Source organism: Clostridium arbusti SL206, assembly GCF_000246895.1.
GTDB classification, from domain to species: domain Bacteria; phylum Bacillota; class Clostridia; order Clostridiales; family Clostridiaceae; genus Clostridium_I; species Clostridium_I arbusti.
In genome coordinates this window covers 16113-38156 of sequence record NZ_BAEV01000029.1, presented here as the reverse complement: position 1 = coordinate 38156, position 22044 = coordinate 16113, and the positions used below count along the sequence as shown (strand labels likewise).

Annotated in this window: 18 protein-coding genes, 2 pseudogenes and 1 other annotated feature; all 20 genes and pseudogenes read left to right on the top strand. The window is 29.7% G+C overall.

Annotated features, from left to right (window positions below; translation table 11 throughout):
• Positions 1-208: pseudogene (locus tag RH99_RS19695) on the top strand (AI-2E family transporter); the annotation flags it as partial.
• Complete coding sequence (locus RH99_RS07380) at positions 208-888, top strand: AI-2E family transporter (protein WP_010236017.1); 681 nt, start codon at positions 208-210, stop codon at positions 886-888. The pseudogene RH99_RS19695 and the gene RH99_RS07380, both read left to right, overlap by 1 nt.
• Positions 889-1078: 190 nt before the next feature.
• Positions 1079-1248, top strand: a binding site (T-box leader).
• A gap of 62 nt (positions 1249-1310) precedes the next feature.
• A pseudogene (gene alaS / locus RH99_RS07375) lies at positions 1311-3949 on the top strand (alanine--tRNA ligase).
• A 77-nt stretch (positions 3950-4026) separates the two neighbouring features.
• Complete coding sequence (locus RH99_RS07370; protein ID WP_010236012.1) at positions 4027-4284, top strand: IreB family regulatory phosphoprotein; 258 nt, start codon at positions 4027-4029, stop codon at positions 4282-4284.
• Positions 4285-4409: 125 nt separating this feature from the next.
• On the top strand, positions 4410-4817 hold the full coding sequence (ruvX, locus tag RH99_RS07365) for a Holliday junction resolvase RuvX (RefSeq protein ID WP_010236011.1): 408 nt from the start codon (positions 4410-4412) through the stop codon (positions 4815-4817).
• Between the two features lie 65 nt (positions 4818-4882).
• Positions 4883-5143: a DUF1292 domain-containing protein gene (locus RH99_RS07360; protein ID WP_010236010.1), complete on the top strand. Its 261-nt coding sequence runs from the start codon at positions 4883-4885 to the stop codon at positions 5141-5143.
• Between the two features lie 71 nt (positions 5144-5214).
• Positions 5215-5670, top strand: coding sequence for a Fur family transcriptional regulator (locus RH99_RS07355; RefSeq protein WP_010236008.1), 456 nt, complete (start codon positions 5215-5217; stop codon positions 5668-5670).
• A gap of 57 nt (positions 5671-5727) precedes the next feature.
• Positions 5728-7395, top strand: coding sequence for a ribonuclease J (locus RH99_RS07350; RefSeq protein ID WP_010236005.1), 1668 nt, complete (start codon positions 5728-5730; stop codon positions 7393-7395).
• Positions 7396-7571: 176 nt separating this feature from the next.
• Positions 7572-9395: a translational GTPase TypA gene (gene typA, locus RH99_RS07345; protein ID WP_010236002.1), complete on the top strand. Its 1824-nt coding sequence runs from the start codon at positions 7572-7574 to the stop codon at positions 9393-9395.
• A gap of 23 nt (positions 9396-9418) precedes the next feature.
• Positions 9419-10447 carry an endolytic transglycosylase MltG gene (gene mltG, locus RH99_RS07340; protein ID WP_010235999.1) on the top strand — a complete coding sequence of 343 codons (1029 nt, stop codon included), beginning with the start codon at positions 9419-9421 and terminating at the stop codon, positions 10445-10447.
• Between the two features lie 15 nt (positions 10448-10462).
• On the top strand, positions 10463-11119 hold the full coding sequence (locus RH99_RS07335; protein WP_010235996.1) for an O-methyltransferase: 657 nt from the start codon (positions 10463-10465) through the stop codon (positions 11117-11119).
• A complete protein-coding gene (locus tag RH99_RS07330) occupies positions 11116-12342 on the top strand; it encodes a peptidase U32 family protein (RefSeq protein WP_010235993.1) in 1227 nt (408 codons plus the stop codon). Before RH99_RS07335 ends, RH99_RS07330 begins: the two co-directional genes overlap by 4 nt.
• 74 nt (positions 12343-12416) lie before the next feature.
• The gene (locus RH99_RS07325; RefSeq protein WP_010235990.1) at positions 12417-14021 is read left to right on the top strand and encodes a penicillin-binding transpeptidase domain-containing protein; all 1605 of its coding nucleotides are present in this window, start codon (positions 12417-12419) and stop codon (positions 14019-14021) included.
• An 88-nt stretch (positions 14022-14109) separates the two neighbouring features.
• Positions 14110-14811, top strand: a complete 702-nt coding sequence (sigK, locus tag RH99_RS07320) for an RNA polymerase sporulation sigma factor SigK (RefSeq protein ID WP_010235988.1) — start codon at positions 14110-14112, stop codon at positions 14809-14811.
• A gap of 147 nt (positions 14812-14958) precedes the next feature.
• Positions 14959-16014: a type IV pilus twitching motility protein PilT gene (locus RH99_RS07315; RefSeq protein WP_010235986.1), complete on the top strand. Its 1056-nt coding sequence runs from the start codon at positions 14959-14961 to the stop codon at positions 16012-16014.
• A gap of 216 nt (positions 16015-16230) precedes the next feature.
• Positions 16231-17505 (top strand): glycosyltransferase family 2 protein, encoded by a 1275-nt coding sequence (locus tag RH99_RS07310; RefSeq protein ID WP_010235985.1) that lies wholly within the window; start codon positions 16231-16233, stop codon positions 17503-17505.
• A gap of 299 nt (positions 17506-17804) precedes the next feature.
• A complete protein-coding gene (ftsA, locus tag RH99_RS07305) occupies positions 17805-19064 on the top strand; it encodes a cell division protein FtsA (protein ID WP_010235984.1) in 1260 nt (419 codons plus the stop codon).
• Between the two features lie 15 nt (positions 19065-19079).
• A complete protein-coding gene (gene ftsZ / locus RH99_RS07300; protein WP_010235983.1) occupies positions 19080-20186 on the top strand; it encodes a cell division protein FtsZ in 1107 nt (368 codons plus the stop codon).
• 316 nt (positions 20187-20502) lie between these two features.
• A complete protein-coding gene (gene spoIIGA, locus RH99_RS07295) occupies positions 20503-21300 on the top strand; it encodes a sigma-E processing peptidase SpoIIGA (RefSeq protein ID WP_010235982.1) in 798 nt (265 codons plus the stop codon).
• Positions 21301-21316: 16 nt separating this feature from the next.
• A complete protein-coding gene (gene sigE, locus RH99_RS07290; RefSeq protein ID WP_010235981.1) occupies positions 21317-22021 on the top strand; it encodes an RNA polymerase sporulation sigma factor SigE in 705 nt (234 codons plus the stop codon).
• Positions 22022-22044: the final 23 nt, after the last annotated feature.

Below are 22044 nucleotides of genomic sequence, written 5' to 3'. Positions count from 1 at the left end.
TACATTAAAACCTTTTAATGATTATTTGATGAAAAAAGGTGTAAAAAGAGAAGTTAGTGCAATATTATTATTATTATCAGTATGTATGTTAATAGCAAGTGTCATAATGTTTCTCATACCTACTATGTTAAGAGAAAGTACTAGTATGAGTAAAACTAGTAAAGAAATATTTAATTACATTATTGATATTAATGAAAAAGTTAAATAATGAAAAACAATTCCTCAGATAATAAAATTTTTTTTATAGTTTATAATAAAATAGATTTTATAGTTAGAGGATTAATAAATAATCTAATAGATTTAAGTGTTAAAATAGGTCAAAATATATTAGCAATTGCGGTAATACCTGTCATTTCCTATTATTTTTTATCAGATGGAGAAAATATAAAAAATAAATTTTTGCGATTATTTAGTATTAAATGGAGAAATATAATTAGAAAGATATTAAATGATGTCGATAAAAGTTTAAGTAGATATATAGTGGGTCAATTAACTTTATCTGCTATTATATCTATACTTACTTTTGGAATATTGTTTTTTCTAAAGGTTGATTATCCTGTAATATTATCGGTGCTAAATGGTGTTTTTAATATTATTCCCTATTTTGGACCTGTTTTTGGTGCTATACCAGCTATAATAGTAGCATTTATGGAATCACCTAAAGTAGCTCTTTTTACAGCTATTTGGCTATACATACTTCAACTTATAGAGGGAAATATTATATGTCCTAAAATTACTGGTGATTCTATAAATATGCATCCATTTCTAGTAATTATATTGCTGCTTATTGGAGAAAAAATTGGCGGATTTATAGGAATGATATTGATAATACCTATTGCGGTAGTGATAAAAGTAATATACGAAGACTTAAACTATTATTTTTATTAGTTTTTTATAAGTAATAATCATAATGTTTAGTATTTGTAGGCGAAAATCAACTATATACTGTTAAAAATATTGGTGAAAATTTCTAAAGAATATATAAAAATGTCATATTATTTAACTATTATTCTTTCATGTACTTGATTAATATTGACATAATGGATAATTTTAAATATAATCATCATGTAGCTAATATTTTAAAGTGATGATGAGAAGTAGTAGATAATTTTGATATATAAAGAGAGGAAGTGGATGGTGAAAACTTCTTAATCAATTTATTGAAGCAGTCTCTGAACTGTATTGTTTAAGTGACACAATTATGTGTAATTAGGGTGGTACCGCGGAATTGTAGCTTTCGTCCCTTGGTTTTATTTAGGGAATGAGGGCTTTTTATTTTATATTTTACCTTATAGCAGGAGGAGATAATTATGGAAAAGATAGGATTAAATGAAATACGAGAAGCATATTTAGGCTTTTTTGAGAGTAAAGGTCATTTAAGGTTACCTAGTTTTTCGCTAGTTCCTAAAAATGATAAAGGACTACTTATTATAAATGCAGGTATGGCACCTTTAAAACCATATTTTACAGGACTTCAGGTGCCACCTAGTACAAGAGTCACAACTTGTCAAAAGTGCGTTAGAACCGGAGATATCGAAAATGTAGGAAAAACATCAAGGCATGGAACTTTCTTTGAAATGCTTGGAAATTTCTCCTTTGGAGATTATTTTAAAAACGAAGTAATTCCATGGGCCTGGGAGTTCATTACTGAAGTATTAAAGCTTCCTAAAGATAGATTATATGTAACCATATATTTAGATGATGATGAAGCTTTTAAAATTTGGACTGAAAAAGCTGGAGTGGATCCAAAACGTATATTTAGACTTGGAAAAGAAGATAATTTTTGGGAAATAGGAAAGGGACCTTGTGGACCTTGCTCAGAAATTCATTATGACAGAGGTGAAGGTGTTGTAACTACTGTAGATGAATTTTTAAAAGCTGCTGATGAAGATAGAATTGTAGAATTTTGGAATCTTGTGTTTACTCAATTTGACAAAGATGAGAATGGAAATTATAATAAGTTATCAAAGCCAAATATAGATACAGGTATGGGACTTGAAAGAATAGCTGGAATAATGCAAAATAAATACAGCATATTTGAAGTTGACACTATTAGAAAAATATTAGATGAGGTATGTAAAATATCTAAAAGGGAATATGGAAAAAGTAAAACAGAAGATATTTCTATTAGAATTATAACAGATCATATTAGGAGTACAACTTTCATGATCAGCGATGATATACTTCCATCAAATGAGGGCAGGGGTTATGTACTTAGAAGATTATTAAGAAGGGCTTCAAGACATGGAAAACTATTAGGTATAGAAGGATCATTTCTAGGTGGATTATGCGATGTAGTAATTGAAAATTCTTTTAAGGCATATCCTGAATTAAAAGAAAAAAGGAATATATAAAAAAAGTAATAAGATTGGAAGAAGAAAGATTTGCTGAAACTATAGATAGTGGTATGGCTATTTTAAATGAATACATATTAGATATTCAAAATAAAGACTCTAATGTTTTGTCTGGTGAAAAGGCATTTAGATTATATGATACCTATGGATTTCCATTAGAGCTTACCGAAGAAATACTTGAAGACAAGAATATCAAAATTGATATAGATGGTTTTAATGAAGAAATGCAGCAGCAAAGAGAGAGAGCTAGAGCTGCAAGAGAAGAATCTAGTTACATGGGAGTAAATAATGGTATTTTAGACAAAATTCCATCTGATTTAAATACTTCTTTTGATGGATATGATAAACTAGAATTACAATCTAAAGTGGAACTACTTATTTCAAATGAGAAATTTGTAGATGAATTGACAGAAGGAAATAGTGGTATTTTGGTTACTGAAAGGACTCCATTTTATAGTGAAATGGGTGGCCAAATTGGTGACAAGGGAACAATCTTTGGAGAAGGCTTTGAAGGTATAGTAACTGACTGCAAGAAGAATATTTCAAATAAAATTGTACATATAATTAAAATAAAAAAAGGTAAAGTTAAGATAAATGAAAAGATAACTTTAAAAGTTGATAAGATAAGAAGAAATAATATATCAAAAAACCATACAGCTACTCATATGCTTCATAAAGCTTTGAGAATGGTACTTGGAGAACATGTTCATCAATCGGGTTCCTATGTAGATGAAGAAAGATTGAGATTTGACTTTACACATTTTACAGCTTTAACTCAGGTTGAGTTAAAAAAAGTTGAATATTTGGTAAATGAAAATATAATGAAAACATCTACTGTAAATACTAAGCTTATGACTTTGGATGAGGCTAGAGAATCTGGAGCTATGGCATTATTTGATAATAAATATGGGGATGATGTAAGAGTTGTATCTGTAGGTGATTTTAGTAAAGAATTATGTGGAGGAACACATATAAGTAATAGTGGAGAAATAGGTCTGTTTAAGATTGTTTCGGAAGCTGGAGTTGCATCTGGAATAAGAAGAATTGAAGCAGTTACTGGACTAACAGCATTAAAAAGTGTAGATGAAAAAGTTGAGCTAATAAAATCTATTGAAAAAGATTTAAAATGTTCAGAAAAGGATATACTAAATAAAGTTAGTATATTAACTAATGAGATTAAAGAAAAAGATAAAGAAATAGGTAAATTAAAATCCAAATTGGCTTCAGGTTCTGAAGGTGATATAATAAAATCTATTAAAGATATTAATGGAGTAAAACTTGCAGTTGCTGCACTAAAAGATGTTGATGCCAATTCACTTAGGGATTTAGCTGATAAGACAAGAGATAAAATAGGAGAGGGCGTAGTTGTCTTAGGTAGTAGTATTAATGGCAAAGTGCAGTTAATAGCAATGGCAACAAAAGATGCTGTATTAAAAGGTGTTAATTGTGGAAAGATAATAAAAGAAGTGGCTACTATATGCGGCGGCGGCGGCGGCGGAAGACCAGATATGGCTCAAGCAGGTGGGAAAAGTCCAGAAAAGTTACAAGAGGCCATAGAAAAAGTGGAAAGTATAATGGCAAAATTAGTTAAATAGTATACTTTTCATGTAATATGATTTATAATATAATTATAAGTAGTTTTATACCATTTGACAAAGGAGTGAGAGCTTAAATGGGGAATAATAATGATAACACTATTCAATTTGACGCATTAAAAGATAAAAAAGACCTAACAAAGGCTATATTAAGTGAAGTATATGATTCCTTGAAAGAAAAAGGTTATAATCCTATAAATCAACTAGTAGGTTATATAATATCAGGAGATCCTACATATATAACTAATTACAATGGCGCACGTGCTCTAGTTAGAAAACTAGAGAGAGATGAAATACTAGAAGAAGTATTAAAATCTTATTTGAATGTAAAATAAAAGTGCCCATAACGGGCATTTTTATTTTTCTTTTAGGCATATGAAAATAAATAACAAGTCAAATATACTAGCATACTGACTAGTTATTTATTTGAATGTGCCTTATACATATAAAGGAGTTAGATATGAGAATATTAGGATTAGATATAGGCGATAGGACTATAGGAGTAGCTGTAAGTGATCCACTTGGATATACTGCCCAAGGAATTACTACGATAAGAAGAAAAAATGAAAGTAAGGATATAGATGAATTAATAAAGTTATGTAAAGAATATAATGTGGATACTATTGTTTCGGGTTTGCCTAAAAATATGAATGGAACCATAGGTCCACAAAGTGAAAAGGTTTTAGGATTTTGTGAGATTTTAAAAACTAAAATAGACATACCTATAAAAATGTGGGATGAGAGACTTACAACTGTGGCTGCAGAAAGAGCTATGTTAGAAGCAGATCTTTCAAGAGCCAAACGTAAAAAGATAGTAGATAAGATGGCGGCAACCTATATTTTACAAGGATATTTGGATAGTTTATAGAAGTGAAATTTGACAAAGATTATTGTAATACTTAAAATAGTAATAAAACGGAGGTACAATTTAATATGGAAAATGATATAACTAATATCACTCTCCTAGATGAGGATGGTAATGAAATAGATTTTGAAGTGATAACTAAATTGGATATTGAAGATAGTGAATATGTAGTAGTTGCACCTAAAGACAGCAAAGATGATTCGGAAGCTGTAGTGCTTAAAATTGATAAAGATGAAGATGGTAATGATATTCTTTATACTATAGAAGATGACAAAGAATTTGATATGGTAAGTGAAGCTTATGAAACTTTATTTTCAGAAGAAAATTAAATTAGTAATACTTCATTCCATTTAAGGTCTATGATTTAGGATTTACTTTACTTATGAAATGGGGGATTTATGTGCCTAAGTTATCGATAGATGAAGTAGAAAAGTTAAAAAGTAATCTAAAAGAAAAAGGTTATAAACTAACACCTCAAAGAAGAGCTGTTTTGGATACAATAATAAAAAGTGAAGGTCAGCATCTTACTGCAGAGGAACTTTACGAATTAGTAAAAGTAGATTGCCCTGAAATAGGGTTAGCTACAGTTTATAGAACTGTACTTTTATTAGAAGATTTGGGAGTTGTGTGCAAACTTGATTTAAATGATGGTTGTAGTAGATATGAACTTGTTCATGAAAATGAAAATCACCAACATCATCATCTTATTTGTACAAATTGCGGTAAAGTTATAGAGGTTGAAGGAGATTTGTTAGAATCTTTAGAGCACACTATTGAAGAAAAATACAAATTTAAAATAAAAAATCATAGTGTTAAATTTTATGGATTATGCAGTGATTGTAACAAATTGAAGTAAATGTGAAAATATTTATAAATTAATATATAAATATTAAATAAAAAGGAGGGTAGAGTTATGCGTAAAGAAAGAGATAAAATAAGAATTATACCATTAGGTGGATTAAATGAAATTGGTAAAAACATAACAGCAATAGAATATAAAGATGAGATAGCGATAATAGACTGTGGACTGAAATTCCCAGATGAAGAAATGTTTGGAATAGATATAGTAATTCCAGATATAAGTTATTTAGTTAAAAATGCTGAAAGGGTAAAGGGAATATTTTTAACACATGGACACGAAGACCATATTGGTGCGCTTCCATATGTTTTAAAACAATTAAATGTTCCCGTATACGGAACAAAACTCACCTTGGGTATAGTTGAAACAAAATTAAAGGAGCACGGTCTTTTAAGCACTGTTAGCCTTGTATGTGTTAAGCCTAAAGATATTATTAAGCTTGATACAATGTCAGTTGAATTTATAAGAACAAGTCATAGTATAGCTGATTCAACAGCCATTGCTATTCATACTCCATTAGGTGTGATTTTTCATACAGGAGATTTTAAAATAGACTATACTCCAATAGATGGGTGTGTTGCAGATTTTGCAAGATTTGCTGAACTAGGTAAGAGGGGAGTCTTACTCATGTTAGCAGATAGTACTAATGTTGAAAGACCAGGGTATACCATGTCTGAAAGTACAGTAGGAGAAACTTTTCAGAAGATATTTGCTAAAGCTACAGGAAGAATAATAGTTGCTACTTTTGCATCTAATATACACAGAATTCAACAAGTAATTGAGGCAGCAGAAAAGTTTGATAGAAAAGTAGCTGTATCAGGTAGAAGTATGGAAAATATTTTGGCTGTTGCTATTGAATATGGATATTTGACTGCTAAAGAGGGTACTATGATTGGCATAGATGCAATAAATAGGTATCCTGCTGATAAAGTTACTATAATAACAACGGGTAGTCAGGGAGAACCTATGTCAGCTCTTACAAGAATGGCAGCTTCTGAACACAAAAAAGTAAATATAGTTGATGGTGATATGGTTATTATTTCAGCATCACCAATACCTGGAAATGAAAAACTTGTTTCTAAAGTTATAAATCAATTATTCAAAAAAGGTGCAGATGTCATATATGAAGCACTAGCAGATGTACATGTATCTGGTCATGCGTGCCAAGAAGAATTGAAATTGATCCATACTCTAGTTAAACCAAGGTTTTTCATGCCTGTTCATGGAGAGTATAGACATTTAAAACAGCATAGTGAACTTGCTGCAAGGATAGGAATGCCTAAGAAAAATATACTTATAGCTGATAATGGTGATGTTATAGAACTTACACGAAGTTCCATAAGAAAGAATGGAAGTGTAGTTTCAGGTCAAGTATTTGTAGATGGATTAGGCGTTGGAGATGTGGGAAATATTGTTTTGAGAGACAGAAAACATTTATCACAAGATGGAATTGTAACTGTAGTTGTTACAATTGAAAAACAAAGTGGTAGTGTTATTGCTGGGCCAGATATTATTTCTAGAGGGTTTGTATATGTAAGAGAATCTGAAGATCTTATGGATGAAGCAAGAGAAATAGTTAAAAATGCTTTAAAAGAATGTGAAGAAAAGCATATAACAGAATGGGCTGCAATAAAATCCAATATAAAAGATGGTTTAAGATTATTTTTATATGAAAAGACTAAGAGAAAACCTATGATACTACCTATAATTATGGAAATATAATTAACTTAATTATTTTCTAAGTTGACTTTTTATAAACATAATATTAGAATAAGTATGGTAAAAGTAAAATTGGATGCTACAAAGTGTCCAATTTTTATTTGTGAATTTTGAAATTATATATACAATAAATTCTTATTGTAATACAATTATCATAAATTAAGTTTGGAGGATAAAACATGGAATTATTTACTAGAAATGACATAAGAAATATAGCTATAATTGCGCACGTTGACCATGGTAAGACAACACTTGTAGATTCACTTTTAAGACAAAGCCATGTATTTAGAAGTAATGAAAAGGTTCAGGAAAGGGTTATGGATTCTAATGACCTTGAAAAAGAAAGAGGAATAACAATACTTTCAAAGAATACATCCGTAGTACACAAGGGTATTAAGATTAATATCGTAGATACACCAGGACATGCTGATTTTGGTGGAGAAGTTGAGCGTGTATTAAAAATGGTTGATAGTGTTCTATTGTTAGTTGATGCTTTTGAAGGACCTATGCCACAGACAAAATTTGTTTTAAAGAAAGCTTTAGAACTTGGACTTAGGCCAATAGTTGTTGTAAATAAAATAGATAAGCCTAATGCTAGACCTACTGAAGTTATAAATGAAGTTTTTGATTTATTTGTAGAACTTGGTGCTAATGATGATCAACTTGAATTTCCTATAATCTATGCTTCTGCAAGAGATGGTATAGCAAAACATGAAGTTGAAGATGAAAGTGATAATATGGAGCCATTATTCGACACAATAATTAAGCATGTAAAAGCTCCATCTGGATATTTAGATGCATCTTTCCAAATGCTTGTAACTACAATTGATTCTAATGAATATGTGGGAAGAATAGGTATAGGAAAAGTAGAAAGAGGTCGTTTAAAGAAAAATCAACAAGCTGCTCTTATTAGAAAAGATGGAACCACACAAAACGTTAAGATATCTTCTCTTTATGTTTATGAAGGATTAAAAAGAGTAGAAACTGATGAAGTAATGATAGGAGATATAGCTGTTGTTGCTGGTATACCAGATGTAAATATAGGTGAAACTATAGCAGATGCTGCAAATCCTGAGGCACTTCCATTCGTGGATATAGATGAACCTACTTTAAGTATGTACTTTATAGTAAACAACTCTCCATTTGCAGGTAGAGAAGGTGATTTCGTTACTTCAAGACATATAAGAGACAGACTTAATAGAGAACTTGAAACTAATGTAAGTTTAAAGGTTGAAGAAACTGACTCCGCCGATTCATTTAAAGTTAGTGGAAGAGGAGAATTACATCTTTCAATACTAATTGAAACAATGAGAAGAGAAGGATTCGAATTCCAAGTTTCAAAGCCAACGGTTATATATAAAGAAAAAGACGGTAAAAAACTTGAGCCAATAGAAAATTTAACTATTGATGTACCAGAAGAATTTATGGGCGTAGTTATGGAAAAATTAGGACCTAGAAAAGCAGAACTTAAGAACATGACATCAGCTATAAATGGTTATACAAGATTGGAATTCAAGATACCATCAAGAGGACTTATTGGTTTTAGAAATGAATTTATGACTGATACTAAGGGTAATGGTATAATGAACAGTGTACTTGATGACTATGAAGAGTACAGAGGAGAAATACCTGAGAGAAGTAGGGGCTCAATTGTAGTATTTGAACCAGGAACAGCTATAACTTATGGATTATATAATGCACAGGAAAGAGGAAAACTTTTCATTGAACCAGGTACTGAAGTTTATGCAGGAATGATAGCCGGAGAATCCTCAAGAGCTGATGATATTGATGTTAATGTCTGCAAAAAGAAACATCTTTCAAATACTAGATCATCTGGTGCTGATGATTCATTAAAACTAGTTCCTGTAGGTGAAATGAGTTTAGAAAAATGCCTTGAGTTCGTAGCTTCTGATGAATTAGTAGAGGTTACTCCTAAAAGTATAAGAATGAGAAAAAAAATATTGGATTCAAATATTAGAAAAAGAAAGAGTAGAAATAAATAGCAATTTGCAAGGATGGTATTTGCATGGAAAAAATATACAAGGGTAAAAATAAGATGATTATTAATTTTTCTATAATAGTTATAATTTTGCTTGTTTTATCTGCATATATATCAAATTCACTAAATCATCCTTTTAAGATTACTAGGGATAAAGAATTTGAGGTAAAGAAAGGAGATACACTTTATGGTGTATTATCTAGACTTGATTCTCAAGGACTTATCAAAGGTTCTACTATTATAAAGACTTATATAAGATATAAAAAGGTTCCCGGCAATATTAAGCCGGGACTTTATACTATCTCAAATGATTTAAGTATAAATAAATTTATAAGTAATATAAATAATGGAGTTTTTGATAAAAATATGGTTCTTATTACCATACCTGAAGGATATGATTTATCCCAAATTTCATCATTATTAGATAAAAAGGATGTTATAAGTAAAAATGATTTTATAAAGGAATGTAATGAATATAAACTTCCTGACTATATTAATAACAATAACAATAAAAAGTATAAATTAGAGGGGTATCTTTTCCCTGATACATATCAATTAAAAAAGCATATGTCTGGCAAAGAAATAATAGATTTAATGTTAGCGCATTTTAATAAACAATTTAATAATTTGTTAAAAAAAGACAATATTTCTCTAGATAAAAGTAAATATGATTCTGTAATTACTATGGCTTCTATTGTTGAGAGAGAAGCTGAAAAAGATAATGAAAGAAGTGTAATTGCTTCAGTTTTCTATAATAGATTAAGTAAGAATATGAAACTTCAATCTTGTGCTACGGTAGAATATGCACTAGGTTATCATAAAGATAAATTATATAATAAGGATTTAGAAATTAAATCTCCCTATAATACATATTATGTTGCTGGATTACCTGAAGGACCTATATGTAGTCCGGGATTAAAATCCATTGAAGCAGCTTTAAAACCAAGCAATACAGATTATTTATATTTTGTATCAAAAAATAATGGAACACACTTCTTTACAAATGATTATAAAAAATTTGAAGAGGTTAAAAAAGTTACTCAAGGTTCCAATTAGTTTGGAGGAATTTTAATGAGTGGAATTGCCTTAGAATATATTGAGGAATATATCAAGGGACTTATATGTGAAGATTCAAATATACTTATAGAAATGGAGAATTTTGCACATAAAAACCTTGTTCCTATAGTGCAAAAAGAAACTGCAAGATTTTTACAAGTTATTTTAACTATAAAAAAGCCAGTAAAAATATTAGAATTAGGAACTGCCATTGGATATTCATCAATTTTAATGAGTATGTATGCAGCTGAAAATTCAAAAATTACCACTATAGAACGAGATGCTAATATGATAGAACAAGCTGAAAAAAATATAGAAAAATATGGATTTGCAAATAGAATTGAAATTAAACAAGGTGATTGTTTAGAAGTTTTAAAAGCACTAGACAATAAATATGACTTAATATTTATGGATGCAGGAAAGGGACATTATAATCACTTTCTTCCAGAATGTTTAAGACTTTTAAATAAGGATGGCATTATAGTTGCAGATAATGTGTTATTTAGAGGAATGGTTGCTAATAATGAACTTGTAAAAAGAAGAAAGATTACTATAGTTAAAAGAATGAGGACTTATTTAGATATAGTTTCCAATGATAAGGAACTTATAACTTCTGTAATTCCTATGGGGGATGGAATAGCAGTTACAACAAGGAGGAATAAAAATAAATGAATAAACCAGAGATACTTGCACCAGCAGGAAACCTAGAAAAGTTAAAAGCTGCTATAAATTTTGGAGCAGATGCAGTGTACCTTGGTGGAAGCAAACTTAACTTAAGAGCTTTTGCAGATAATTTTACTACAGATGAAATTAAAGAGGGCATAGAATTTGCACATAGTAGAAATAAGAGAGTTTATGTTACCTTAAATGTATTTCCTCATAATGAAGATTTAAAGGGCCTAGAGGACTATTTAAGGGAGCTATACGCTATAAAGATAGATGGAGTTATTGTATCTGATCCAGGGATTATTATGACTGCTAGAGAAGTTGTACCAAACCTAGAGATACATTTGAGTACTCAGGCGAACAATGTAAATTGGAGAGCGGCTATATTTTGGTATAAACAGGGTGTAAAGAGAATTGTGCTTGCAAGAGAACTATCTCTAGAGGAAATAAAAGAAATTAGAGAAAAACTACCAGAAGATTGTGAGATAGAAGCTTTTGTACATGGATCAATGTGCATGTCTTATTCAGGTAGATGTCTTCTTTCAAATTATATGACAGGTAGAGATTCAAATAGAGGTCAATGTGCACAACCTTGTCGATATAAATATTATTTAGTTGAAGAAAAGAGACCGGGTGAGTATATACCAATAAATGAAGATGAAAAAGGTACTTACATAATGAATTCTAAAGATTTGTGTATGATAGAACATATACCAGAACTTATTGATTCAGGTATAAACTCTTTTAAAATAGAGGGAAGAATGAAAAGTGCATATTATGTAGCATCTGTTGTTAAAGCTTATAGAGAAGCTGTAGATGAATATTTTAAGGATCCATCAAAATATAAATTTAATAGCAAATGGATGGACTATTTAATGAAACCTAGCCACAGAGTTTACTATACTGGTTTTTATTTTGGGGAAAAAGACAAACAATATCATAAATCTTCAGCATACATAAGAAATTTTGATATTATTGGAATTGTAGAAAGTTATAATAAAGAAACAAAAAGGGCTACAATTCAACAAAGAAATAAAGCTTTTGATGGAGATATTGTTGAAATTTTAAAACCAAAAGGTGACAATTCTAGTATAAAACTTTATGATTTAAGAGATAAGAACAATAAAAAAATAGAATCTACACCAGTAGCTCAAATGATATATTCCATAGAAACGAGTCTAGTATTAGAAAAAGGTGATATGATTATTAAGGGCAAGAAAGTAGAATGAGATAATAAAAAAATAATTTTTGAATAAAACACCTCACGTTAGTCGAGAATCATGACTAGGGTGAGGTGTTTTTTATGAATGGAATAAATAAAAGATGTTTGGCTGTTTTGGCTATATTTTTCAGTGTATTTATTTTTTTAACATATAAGATATATTCTATTGCTTGTTTGCAAAAGAATACACTTATGACAAGTTATAATGCTCAAAATACTTCTTTAGAGAAAGTAACAGATTTAAATTTCAATGTATTAGATTGCAATGGTAAGCAACTTTTAAAGTATCAACAGGAATACTATGCAGTAATAAATCCCTATATTTTTCTTAAAAATAATAGTGATAGTAATTTGTACAATCTTAGGGCTTTAACCTATACTTTGAGGAGCTATAATAAAGATTATGATTTATTTAATGATACCATTAAAACTGAAAATCAAAAATTATATTGGAAGATTGATGAGGATACATACAATAAAATAAAAAATATTAAAGACGTAAATGGATTTTATTCTTATGTATATTATAAAGTTGATCGTAGTCAAGCTGCAGATATAAGTAATATCATAACTAATTCTAAAGACAATAATAACAACAACAAGGACAAAAATTCTTTAGAGTATGAAATTGCAAATAGATTAAAGAATAATAACTATAACCAAAAAGCTTTTCAAAGAGATGTATATGGAAATCTTACTAATATTAAAGATGTAAAAAATGACCATTCTGTAAATGTTAAATTAACAATTGATAAAGAAATGAATGATAAAGTTAATAACATTCTACAGGAAGATGAATTCAAAAATTACAATCAAATTAGTGCTGTTGTTATGGAAAGTGATACAGGTAAAATAAGAGTACTAACTCAAAAAAATTTAAATAAAGGTAATGTAAATGCAGGAGTAGAGGATGGATATCTTTTCCCCGGGTCAATATTCAAAATTGTAGTAGAAGAAGCGGCATTAGAAAGTAATAGTATAACTACTACACAGAAATTTCAAGATACTGGTAAATATAATCAAGAAGGAAAAACAGGAAGTTATACGGCAAGTGAAGCGTTTATTGTATCTTCTAATGAGGCATTTATGAAAATGGGAAATCTTACAGGATATAATAATATATACAAATATGCTAAAGCACAAGGGCTTTTGGATAAAGTATTAGATTTAAACTATGAACAGTATGGAATACCTAAATTAGATCCTAATTCTGTAGGGGATATAAGTCTTATGTCTATAGGACAGAAGTTTAGAATTACTCCACTGGAAGCACTAAGTCTTCCCAATACAGTTATTAATAATGGAACATATGTTAAACCTAATATTGTAGAAGGATATGTGGATGAAAATGAGAAAGTAGTCCATACTCCGGAAACTATAAGAAAAAATGTATTTAGTACAAATACTGCCAATATTATGAAAGAGCAAATGAGGCAAGTAGTATTAGATAAAAAGGGTACGGCTCATTTAGCTTATGTATCCAATAATGATATAGGTGGTAAAACAGGAACTTCGACTAGGATTGAAAAAGAAAAGCATGTAGATGGATGGTTTGTTGGTTTTTTTAAAATAAAAGATAAATATTACTCTGCCGTAGTGCAGGTTCCAGATATACAAAATAGTGAAGAAGCAGGAATCACGGCGGTACCAGTATTTAAAAGAATAGTAGAAGAACTTAATAAGTAGAAGAACTTAATAAATAGTTAATGGTACAGGCACTTTTTCTATTAATAAACATAATATATTAATAAGCACTGTTGGGAGGGGCATCTCTGTGTTTATAATATATTGTTTATTAAATGTGTTTGGTAGTATTACATTCTTGACAGCTTATGTTGGAAATGGTGCTTCATTTCCAAAGCCGTTAACAGAGGATGAGGAAAAATATTACCTAACTAAGTTAAAAGAGGGAGATCATATTGCCAAAGGTATCTTAGTAGAAAGAAATTTAAGATTAGTTGCTCACATTGTAAAAAAATATTCATATTCAGGGAAAGATTCTGATGACTTGATATCTATAGGAACGGTGGGACTTATAAAAGCTATAGATTCCTATAATGGATCTAAGGGAACTAGACTTGCAACATATGCAGCTAGGTGTATTGAGAATGAAATATTAATGTTAATAAGAAATAACAAAAAAACTAAAGGAGAAGTGTATCTTCAGGATCCAATTGGTGTAGATAAAGAGGGTAATGAAATATCATTAATGGATATACTAAGTAGTGAAGAAGATTCTGTTGTAGAAATTGTAGAAAATAGGATTCAAGTAAAAAAACTTTATGAGGAAATAGACAATTGTTTAAAGGGAAGAGAACGGTTAATTATTTTAATGAGATATGGATTAAAAGATGGAAGATCAAAAACACAAAGAGAAATAGCAAGTTTACTTGGAATTTCAAGATCTTATGTGTCTAGAATTGAGAAAAGAGCATTAAAGAAATTGAATCGCCAATTAAATGTTACAGATAGTTAACACTATAATTATTAAGGATTATTAGAATTAATCCTTAATTTTTTTGATAAAAACTAATTTTAGTATATAATTAGTATTATATATAGTATCGAAATGAGTTTGGTGATTTATACAAAAAAACTGAAGATAAATAACGGAGGACTAAATTTGAAAAAATTACATGAACTATTAAAATTAACATTAGATCAAAAAGCATCAGATTTGCATATAACAGTTGGAGTACCACCAGTTATAAGAGTAAATGGTGAACTTAATGTTATTGATGAAGACAAGCTGCTTCCAAAGGATACAGAAAAGTATGCAAGAGAATTACTGGAATCTAAATTTGAAAAATACTGTGAAGAAGGAGAAATAGACTTATCATATTCGGTGGCAGGTATAGGACGATTCAGAGTCAATGTGTATAAGCAAAGAGGCAGTGATGCTATGGCAATTAGAAATGTAGGTTTAAAAATACCAGAACTAAAAAAATTAAATTTCCCAAAAGTTATAAACGATATTATAGAAGTACAAAGGGGATTGATTTTAGTTACAGGGCCTACGGGAAGTGGTAAAAGTACAACTCTTGCAGCTATGATAAATGAAATTAACTACAATAGAAAGGCACACATAATAACTTTAGAGGATCCAATTGAATATATGCATAAACATAAGAAGTCAATTATAAACCAAAGAGAGATAGGAAGGGATAGTCATAGTTATGCATCTGCATTGAGGGCTATTTTAAGAGAAGATCCAGATGTTATATTGATTGGAGAGATGAGAGATCTTGAAACAATATCTATAGCTATTACAGCAGCTGAAACAGGACACCTTGTTTTCTCAACTTTACATACAATAGGTGCAGCTAAAACTATAGATAGAGTAATAGATGTATTTCCTCCTTTTCAACAGCAGCAAATTAAAATTCAACTTGCAGCAGTATTAAAGGGAATAATATCTCAGCAATTAATACCAACGGAAGATAATCAAGGAAGAAGGGCAGCACTTGAAGTAATGATTAGTACTCCTGCAATACAAAATCTAATAAGGGAAGGAAAAACACATCAATTGCAATCACTTATACAAACAGGAAACAAGTATGGTATGAAAACTATGGATATGGCTTTAGTTGAAATGTACAAAAAAGGAATTATATCAGGGGAATCTGCATTAACTTACAGTATGGATAGAGAATTAATTACTAAATTATTAATGTTTTAATATCATAATTATATTGGATTTTACATTGATTATTTAATAAATATAAAAAATATTGTACTTAATTTTAAAAAATTATTTTAAATATAAATGAAAGTGGATATAATAGTTATTAATGGTATGAATCATAATATTGGTATATTAAAAAAAAATTTATCATTTTTTATAGTATTTAAAAAAAATTTGTGCTAAAATAACTTTGTTCAGGGGGGATACATAGTGAATGAACTAAAAAATATAATTGTTATTGGTTCACGAGCCTTAACAGGTTTTGTTTTTATTTTTTCTGTATATTGTCTATTCATTTCTTTATTTGGTTTTTACAAGAAGAAAAAGTCTGTTCCAATAAAGCCTAAAAAGAGTTTTGCATTAATAGTGGCTGCTCACAATGAAGAAGCTGTAATCAGTGATATAGTTGTTAGTCTGAATAGATTAGATTATCCTAGAGAAATGTATGATACATTTGTAATTGCAGATAATTGTACTGATAATACAGCAAAAAGGGCAAGAAAAAATGGTGCTTTAGTTTATGAAAGATTTAGCAAGGGAAAAAGAGGAAAAGGTTTTGCATTAGAGTGGATGTTTAGCAAAATATTTAAGATGAAAAAGAATTATGATGCAGTGGTTATTTTTGACGCAGATAATATAGCATCTAAAAACTTTTTAAATGAAATGAACAAAAAACTTTGTGAAGGATACAAAGTAGTTCAAGGTTATTTAGATAGTAAGAATCCGGAGGACACTTGGATTACTGGAAGTTACTCTATATCATTCTGGGTAAACAATAGAATGTTTCAATTTTCTAGAAGTAACATAGGAATTTCAAGCCAACTAGGTGGAACAGGCTGTTGTATTGATACAAAAATGCTTGAAAAACTAGGTTGGGGGGCAACGTGTCTAACAGAAGATTTAGAGTTTACTTGTAAATTGGTAAGTAATGGTTACAAGGTAGGCTTTGCTTACGATGCAGTAGTATATGACGAAAAGCCACTTACATTAGGTCAGTCCTGGAATCAAAGAAAGAGATGGATGCAAGGTTATGCAGATGTTTCAGGAAGATATTTCTTAAAGCTCTTAAAAAAAGGTATACTAGAAAGAAATTTTACAGCTATTGATTGTGCAATTTATACCATACAACCTGTTTTGTTTATTCTAATGGGTATATCAACAGTGATAGGACTAGGTAAAATGTTTTTAAGTGCATATGCTTTCCTATTTAATGTACAGCCCCTGGTAAATAATTCAAATGGTGGTTTGTTTACTACATTAACAGGAGCAATGGCATTGGTAATGTATTTATACACACCTTTCTTATTAATTCTTGATAGAAAATTTAATTTGAAAATATTATTATATTATATTATATTACCTATTTATGCTATAACTTGGTTGCCTATATCTATCCAAGGAATCTTAAATAAAAATGATAAGGAATGGAGTCATACATTACATACGCGAAGTGTGGATATAAATGATTTTGAAAAAGTAAATTAGGGAATAGGAGAGGTCAGCTAATACTTGCCTCTTTTTATTTTATTCTATGACTAGTTAATTTAATGCTTCATAGCTCTAAATAGAAAAAAGCAATTTCTTCTTGTACCTGAAATGAGTAAGGGATATGTATATGTATAATTTATCTAAACTTAGTAGAAGTACAAATTTCCACTAAGTGATATTCAGTGATAATTATTAGTAACGGGATAAAATTAAAAAAATAAATAAAAAAAGAGGAAAAACATATTATATGTTGAATATAAATAAAGGAAGGGTTCTCTTATAGGGGGGGAAACTGTATGAATGATTATTTAGTAGGAATAGATATCGGGTCTTCAAAAATTTGTTCGGCCATAGGTAGATTTAATAAAAACGGGGAACTTACAATACTAGGCGTTACATCTGTTGCTTGTCGTGGATTAAAAAAAGCTGTTGTAGTTGATATTGACAATTCAGCAGAATCCATAAAGGAATGTGTAAGAAAGCTTGAAAGAATGGTTGATGTTGAAATTAAGCAAGCTTATATTTCGCTTCCTGGAGGAATAAGTGAACTTGTACATAATACTGGAATAGTTGCAATATCTTCTGAAGATAGAGAAATAAGAAAGAACGATGTTGATAGAGTTTTAGAAGCGGCTAAACTTATATCAGTTTCATCTGATAAGGAAATTATAGGTATTGAGCCACAACAATTTATTATTGATGGATATGATAATATCAAGGATCCTGTGGGAATGAGCGGTCTTAGATTAGAAGTAGAAGCAGAAGTCCTTGTAGCACAAACTACTATAGTTAATAATCTAATTAAAAGTGTTAACAAAGCTGGAATTGAAGTAAATGGTATTTGTCTTCAACCAAAAGCAACTGCTAAAGTAGTATTAATGCAAGAAGAAAGAGAAATGGGAGTTGCACTAGTAGATGTAGGCGCTGAGATAATAGATATAACTATAATAAAAAATGATAATGTATGTTTTACATCAATAATACCATTAGGTGGTAATAGTATAACTAACGATATATCATTAGGTCTCAAGATACCATTAAGTGAAGCGGAAAAGTTTAAGATTAAATATGCTAATTTGTTAGATAGTGCTATAGATTCAGGAAAAGGGGATTTTGATATTAAGTCTTCTTATAATGAAGATATAACAGTAAACTATAATTTCTTAAAAGAAATCATAGAGGCCAGAGTTGAAGAACTTATAACACTTACACGAAATGAGATAATTAAAAGTGGCCATTTTGAAGAAATTACAGATGTTGTATTTGTAGGTGGAGGAATTTCATCAATTAAAGGAGTTATAGATTTATCAAAAAGTATATTAAAAAAACCTGTTAGAATTGGTTCACCTAAATATGTAGGTGCTGCTAATCCAATATATGCTGCAGCAGTTGGTATTGTAAAGGATGCCTCAGATATTTTTAAACAAGGTGAAACATTAAATAATTATCATGAAGAAACAGAAAATGATGGTATTTGGAATAAGAGTAATAAAAAAAGCTATGAAGATACAAGTGTTTTATCAAAAGTGAGAAATTTTCTTGCGGATTTTTTCTAATGAGGAGGTAATATTGTGCTTGATTTTGATGTTGATGTTCAACAATTTGCGCAGATAAAAGTTATAGGATGTGGTGGCGGAGGAAACAACGCTGTTAATAGGATGATTATAGAGGGGCTTAAGAATGTAGAATTTATTGCTATAAATACAGATAAGCAAGCTTTGGCTCTTTCACAAGCTTCGCAAAAAATACAAATAGGAGATAAGCTTACAAAAGGTCTTGGAGCAGGTGCAAATCCTGAAATAGGTCAAAAAGCAGCAGAAGAAAGTAAGGATGAAATATCAGAAGCTATTAAGGGGGCAGATATGGTATTTATAACAGCCGGTATGGGTGGTGGAACCGGTACTGGTGCTGCACCGATAGTTGCTGAAATAGCAAAATCTATGGGGATACTTACAGTTGGAGTTGTAACAAAACCATTTCCTTTTGAGGGAAGAAAGAGAATGATTCATGCTGAAAGTGGAATAAAAAGTTTAAAGGAAAGAGTAGATACTTTAGTAACTATTCCAAATGAGAGACTTCTTTCAATTGTAGATAAAAAGACTACTTTAGTTGAGTCATTTAAATTTGCTGATGATGTTTTAAGACAAGGTGTGCAAGGTATATCAGATCTTATAACAATACCTGGATTAGTTAACCTTGACTTTGCGGATGTTAGAACTGTAATGCTTGATAAGGGACTTGCTCATATGGGGGTTGGATCTGGTGCTGGTGATACAAGGGCTTCTGATGCGGCAAAGGAAGCTATATCAAGTCCGCTACTTGAAACTTCAATTGTTGGAGCAACAGGGGTATTACTTAATGTAACTGGTGGAGAAGACCTTGGACTACTTGAAATAAATGAAGCTGCACAGATTGTTCAAGAAGCTGCAGATCCTGATGCAAACATAATTTTTGGTGCGGTTATTGATGAAAATTTAAAAGATGAATTGAGAATAACTGTAATTGCTACAGGTTTTGAAAGTGATAAAACTGAAAGTACATTTATAAACAATGTAAAAGAAGATATAAAAAAACCTGAACAAGAAGTTGCCAGTACAGTAGATTATTCAGCAAAGCTTAAACAAGATGATTTAGATGTCCCTGCTTTTCTTAGAAGGCAACACAAGGGAAAATTATAAGAAAAAACACTGCACATTTTAGAAAAAATTTCTAAAAATGAAGCAGTGTTTTTTATGTTAATTAATAAAGAAATAGATTTATTTGCTAACCCAAAAGAGATTATACCTATGAATTATTTCAAGTTTTATATAGGTGTAACCTCTTTTTTTATTATAGTTTATTTTTCTTAAAATTTTTTGTATTAGAATGAATTTAATTGATGTTATTTACTATAACATGACACATTTAAGAAATAAAAAATCATGTTTAGGAATTACAAAGTGACAAAATTTTATAGAATTAAGATATATAATAAATCTTAAAAGGGGGACTAATATGATTGTATTTTTAGATGTACTTATAATTGAGAATTTAATTGTCAATATATTTTTACTGTATATAACTTCTCAAACTCTGAAGATAAAAGTTAAATTAAGATATTTATTTATAGCTGGTTTCTTGGGAAGTTTGTATGTTTTAACTATGATCTATCCTGTTCCTAAATTTTTATCTTCTATAATTTTGAAACTATCTGTTGCCATAATAATGATATTAGTAACTTTTAGAAAAACTAATTTATTATTTAATATTAAAGCATCAGTTATATTTATTTTGTATACCATGATGACCGCAGGTTTATGTATTTTTATAGAATTTTATTTTAGTAAAGGTTTAACTTTCGATAATATGCCTACATTTTCTTATAAGTACATTTTAGGCACAATGATGCTTTTATATATGGTTATTCATAGAATTGTTGTTTTTGTTAAAGACCGAAAGGAAATTGTAAATTTTATTTATGATGTTGATATAGTGTTTGATGAAAAGAAGAAGAGAGTAAAGGCATTTTTGGATACTGGCAATGAACTAAGAGAGCCATTAACCAATCTTCCTGTTATGATTGTAGAAAAAGAGATTTTATATGACATAAATATAAAAGAAAAAGAAATGTTCTACATACCATTTAAAGTTGTTAGCGGATCCGGTGGTTTTCTAAAGGGCTTTAAGGCAAAGAATGTAAATATTTATAAAAATAATGTTCTTGAAAAAACTGAATTAATTGTTGCTGTTTGCGATACTAAGCTCAGTGACTTAAATGATTATAATGCTTTATTATCTAGAGGAATTATTTAGTATTGGGGGAAAAGTTATGTGGTTAAGTGTATTGTTTAATAGAATACTAGTAAAGTTTAAGATTTTTGCGAAGAAAGTAATGTATATTGGAGGAAATGATGCACTTCCACCACCGCTTACTAAAGACGAAGAAAGTGATTTAGTAAATAAATTAGTAGGTGGTGATGAAAGTGTAAGATCTACTCTTATTGAAAGAAATCTTAGGTTAGTTGTTTATATAGCTAGAAAATTTGAAAATACAGGAGTAGGTATTGAAGATCTAATTTCTGTAGGGACAATTGGATTAATAAAGGCTGTAAATACATTCAATCCTGATAAGAAAATCAAACTTGCTACTTATGCATCTAGGTGCATTGAGAATGAAATATTAATGTATTTAAGAAGAAATAGTAAGGTTAAATCTGAAATATCATTTTATGAACCTCTTAATATTGATTGGGATGGAAATGAACTTTTGTTGTCAGATATACTTGGCACAGAAAATGATGCTGTATATAACTTAATTGAAGATGAAGTGGATAAGCAATTATTAATACTAGCAATGAAGAAATTAACAATTAGGGAAAAAGAAATAGTTGAACTCAGATATGGTCTTAATGGTAAAGGAGAGAAAACTCAAAAGGAGGTTGCAGACATGCTTGGTATTTCTCAGTCCTATATTTCTAGACTTGAGAAGAGAATTATAAAAAGATTAAAAAAAGAAATTAAAAAAATGTTGTAAGGTTGTCTTGAGTATAAAATTAG

Bases quoted from the DNA above. Each gene is read 5' to 3' on its own strand.
- RH99_RS07380 (WP_010236017.1), top strand. From the start codon at position 208: ATGAAAAACAATTCCTCAGATAATAAAATTTTTTTTATAGTTTATAAT.
- RH99_RS07370 (WP_010236012.1), top strand. From the start codon at position 4,027: ATGGGGAATAATAATGATAACACTATTCAATTTGACGCATTAAAAGAT.
- ruvX (WP_010236011.1), top strand. From the start codon at position 4,410: ATGAGAATATTAGGATTAGATATAGGCGATAGGACTATAGGAGTAGCT.
- RH99_RS07360 (WP_010236010.1), top strand. From the start codon at position 4,883: ATGGAAAATGATATAACTAATATCACTCTCCTAGATGAGGATGGTAAT.
- RH99_RS07350 (WP_010236005.1), top strand. From the start codon at position 5,728: ATGCGTAAAGAAAGAGATAAAATAAGAATTATACCATTAGGTGGATTA.
- typA (WP_010236002.1), top strand. From the start codon at position 7,572: ATGGAATTATTTACTAGAAATGACATAAGAAATATAGCTATAATTGCG.
- mltG (WP_010235999.1), top strand. From the start codon at position 9,419: ATGGAAAAAATATACAAGGGTAAAAATAAGATGATTATTAATTTTTCT.
- RH99_RS07335 (WP_010235996.1), top strand. From the start codon at position 10,463: ATGAGTGGAATTGCCTTAGAATATATTGAGGAATATATCAAGGGACTT.
- RH99_RS07330 (WP_010235993.1), top strand. From the start codon at position 11,116: ATGAATAAACCAGAGATACTTGCACCAGCAGGAAACCTAGAAAAGTTA.
- RH99_RS07325 (WP_010235990.1), top strand. From the start codon at position 12,417: ATGAATGGAATAAATAAAAGATGTTTGGCTGTTTTGGCTATATTTTTC.
- ftsA (WP_010235984.1), top strand. From the start codon at position 17,805: ATGAATGATTATTTAGTAGGAATAGATATCGGGTCTTCAAAAATTTGT.
- spoIIGA (WP_010235982.1), top strand. From the start codon at position 20,503: ATGATTGTATTTTTAGATGTACTTATAATTGAGAATTTAATTGTCAAT.
- sigE (WP_010235981.1), top strand. From the start codon at position 21,317: ATGTGGTTAAGTGTATTGTTTAATAGAATACTAGTAAAGTTTAAGATT.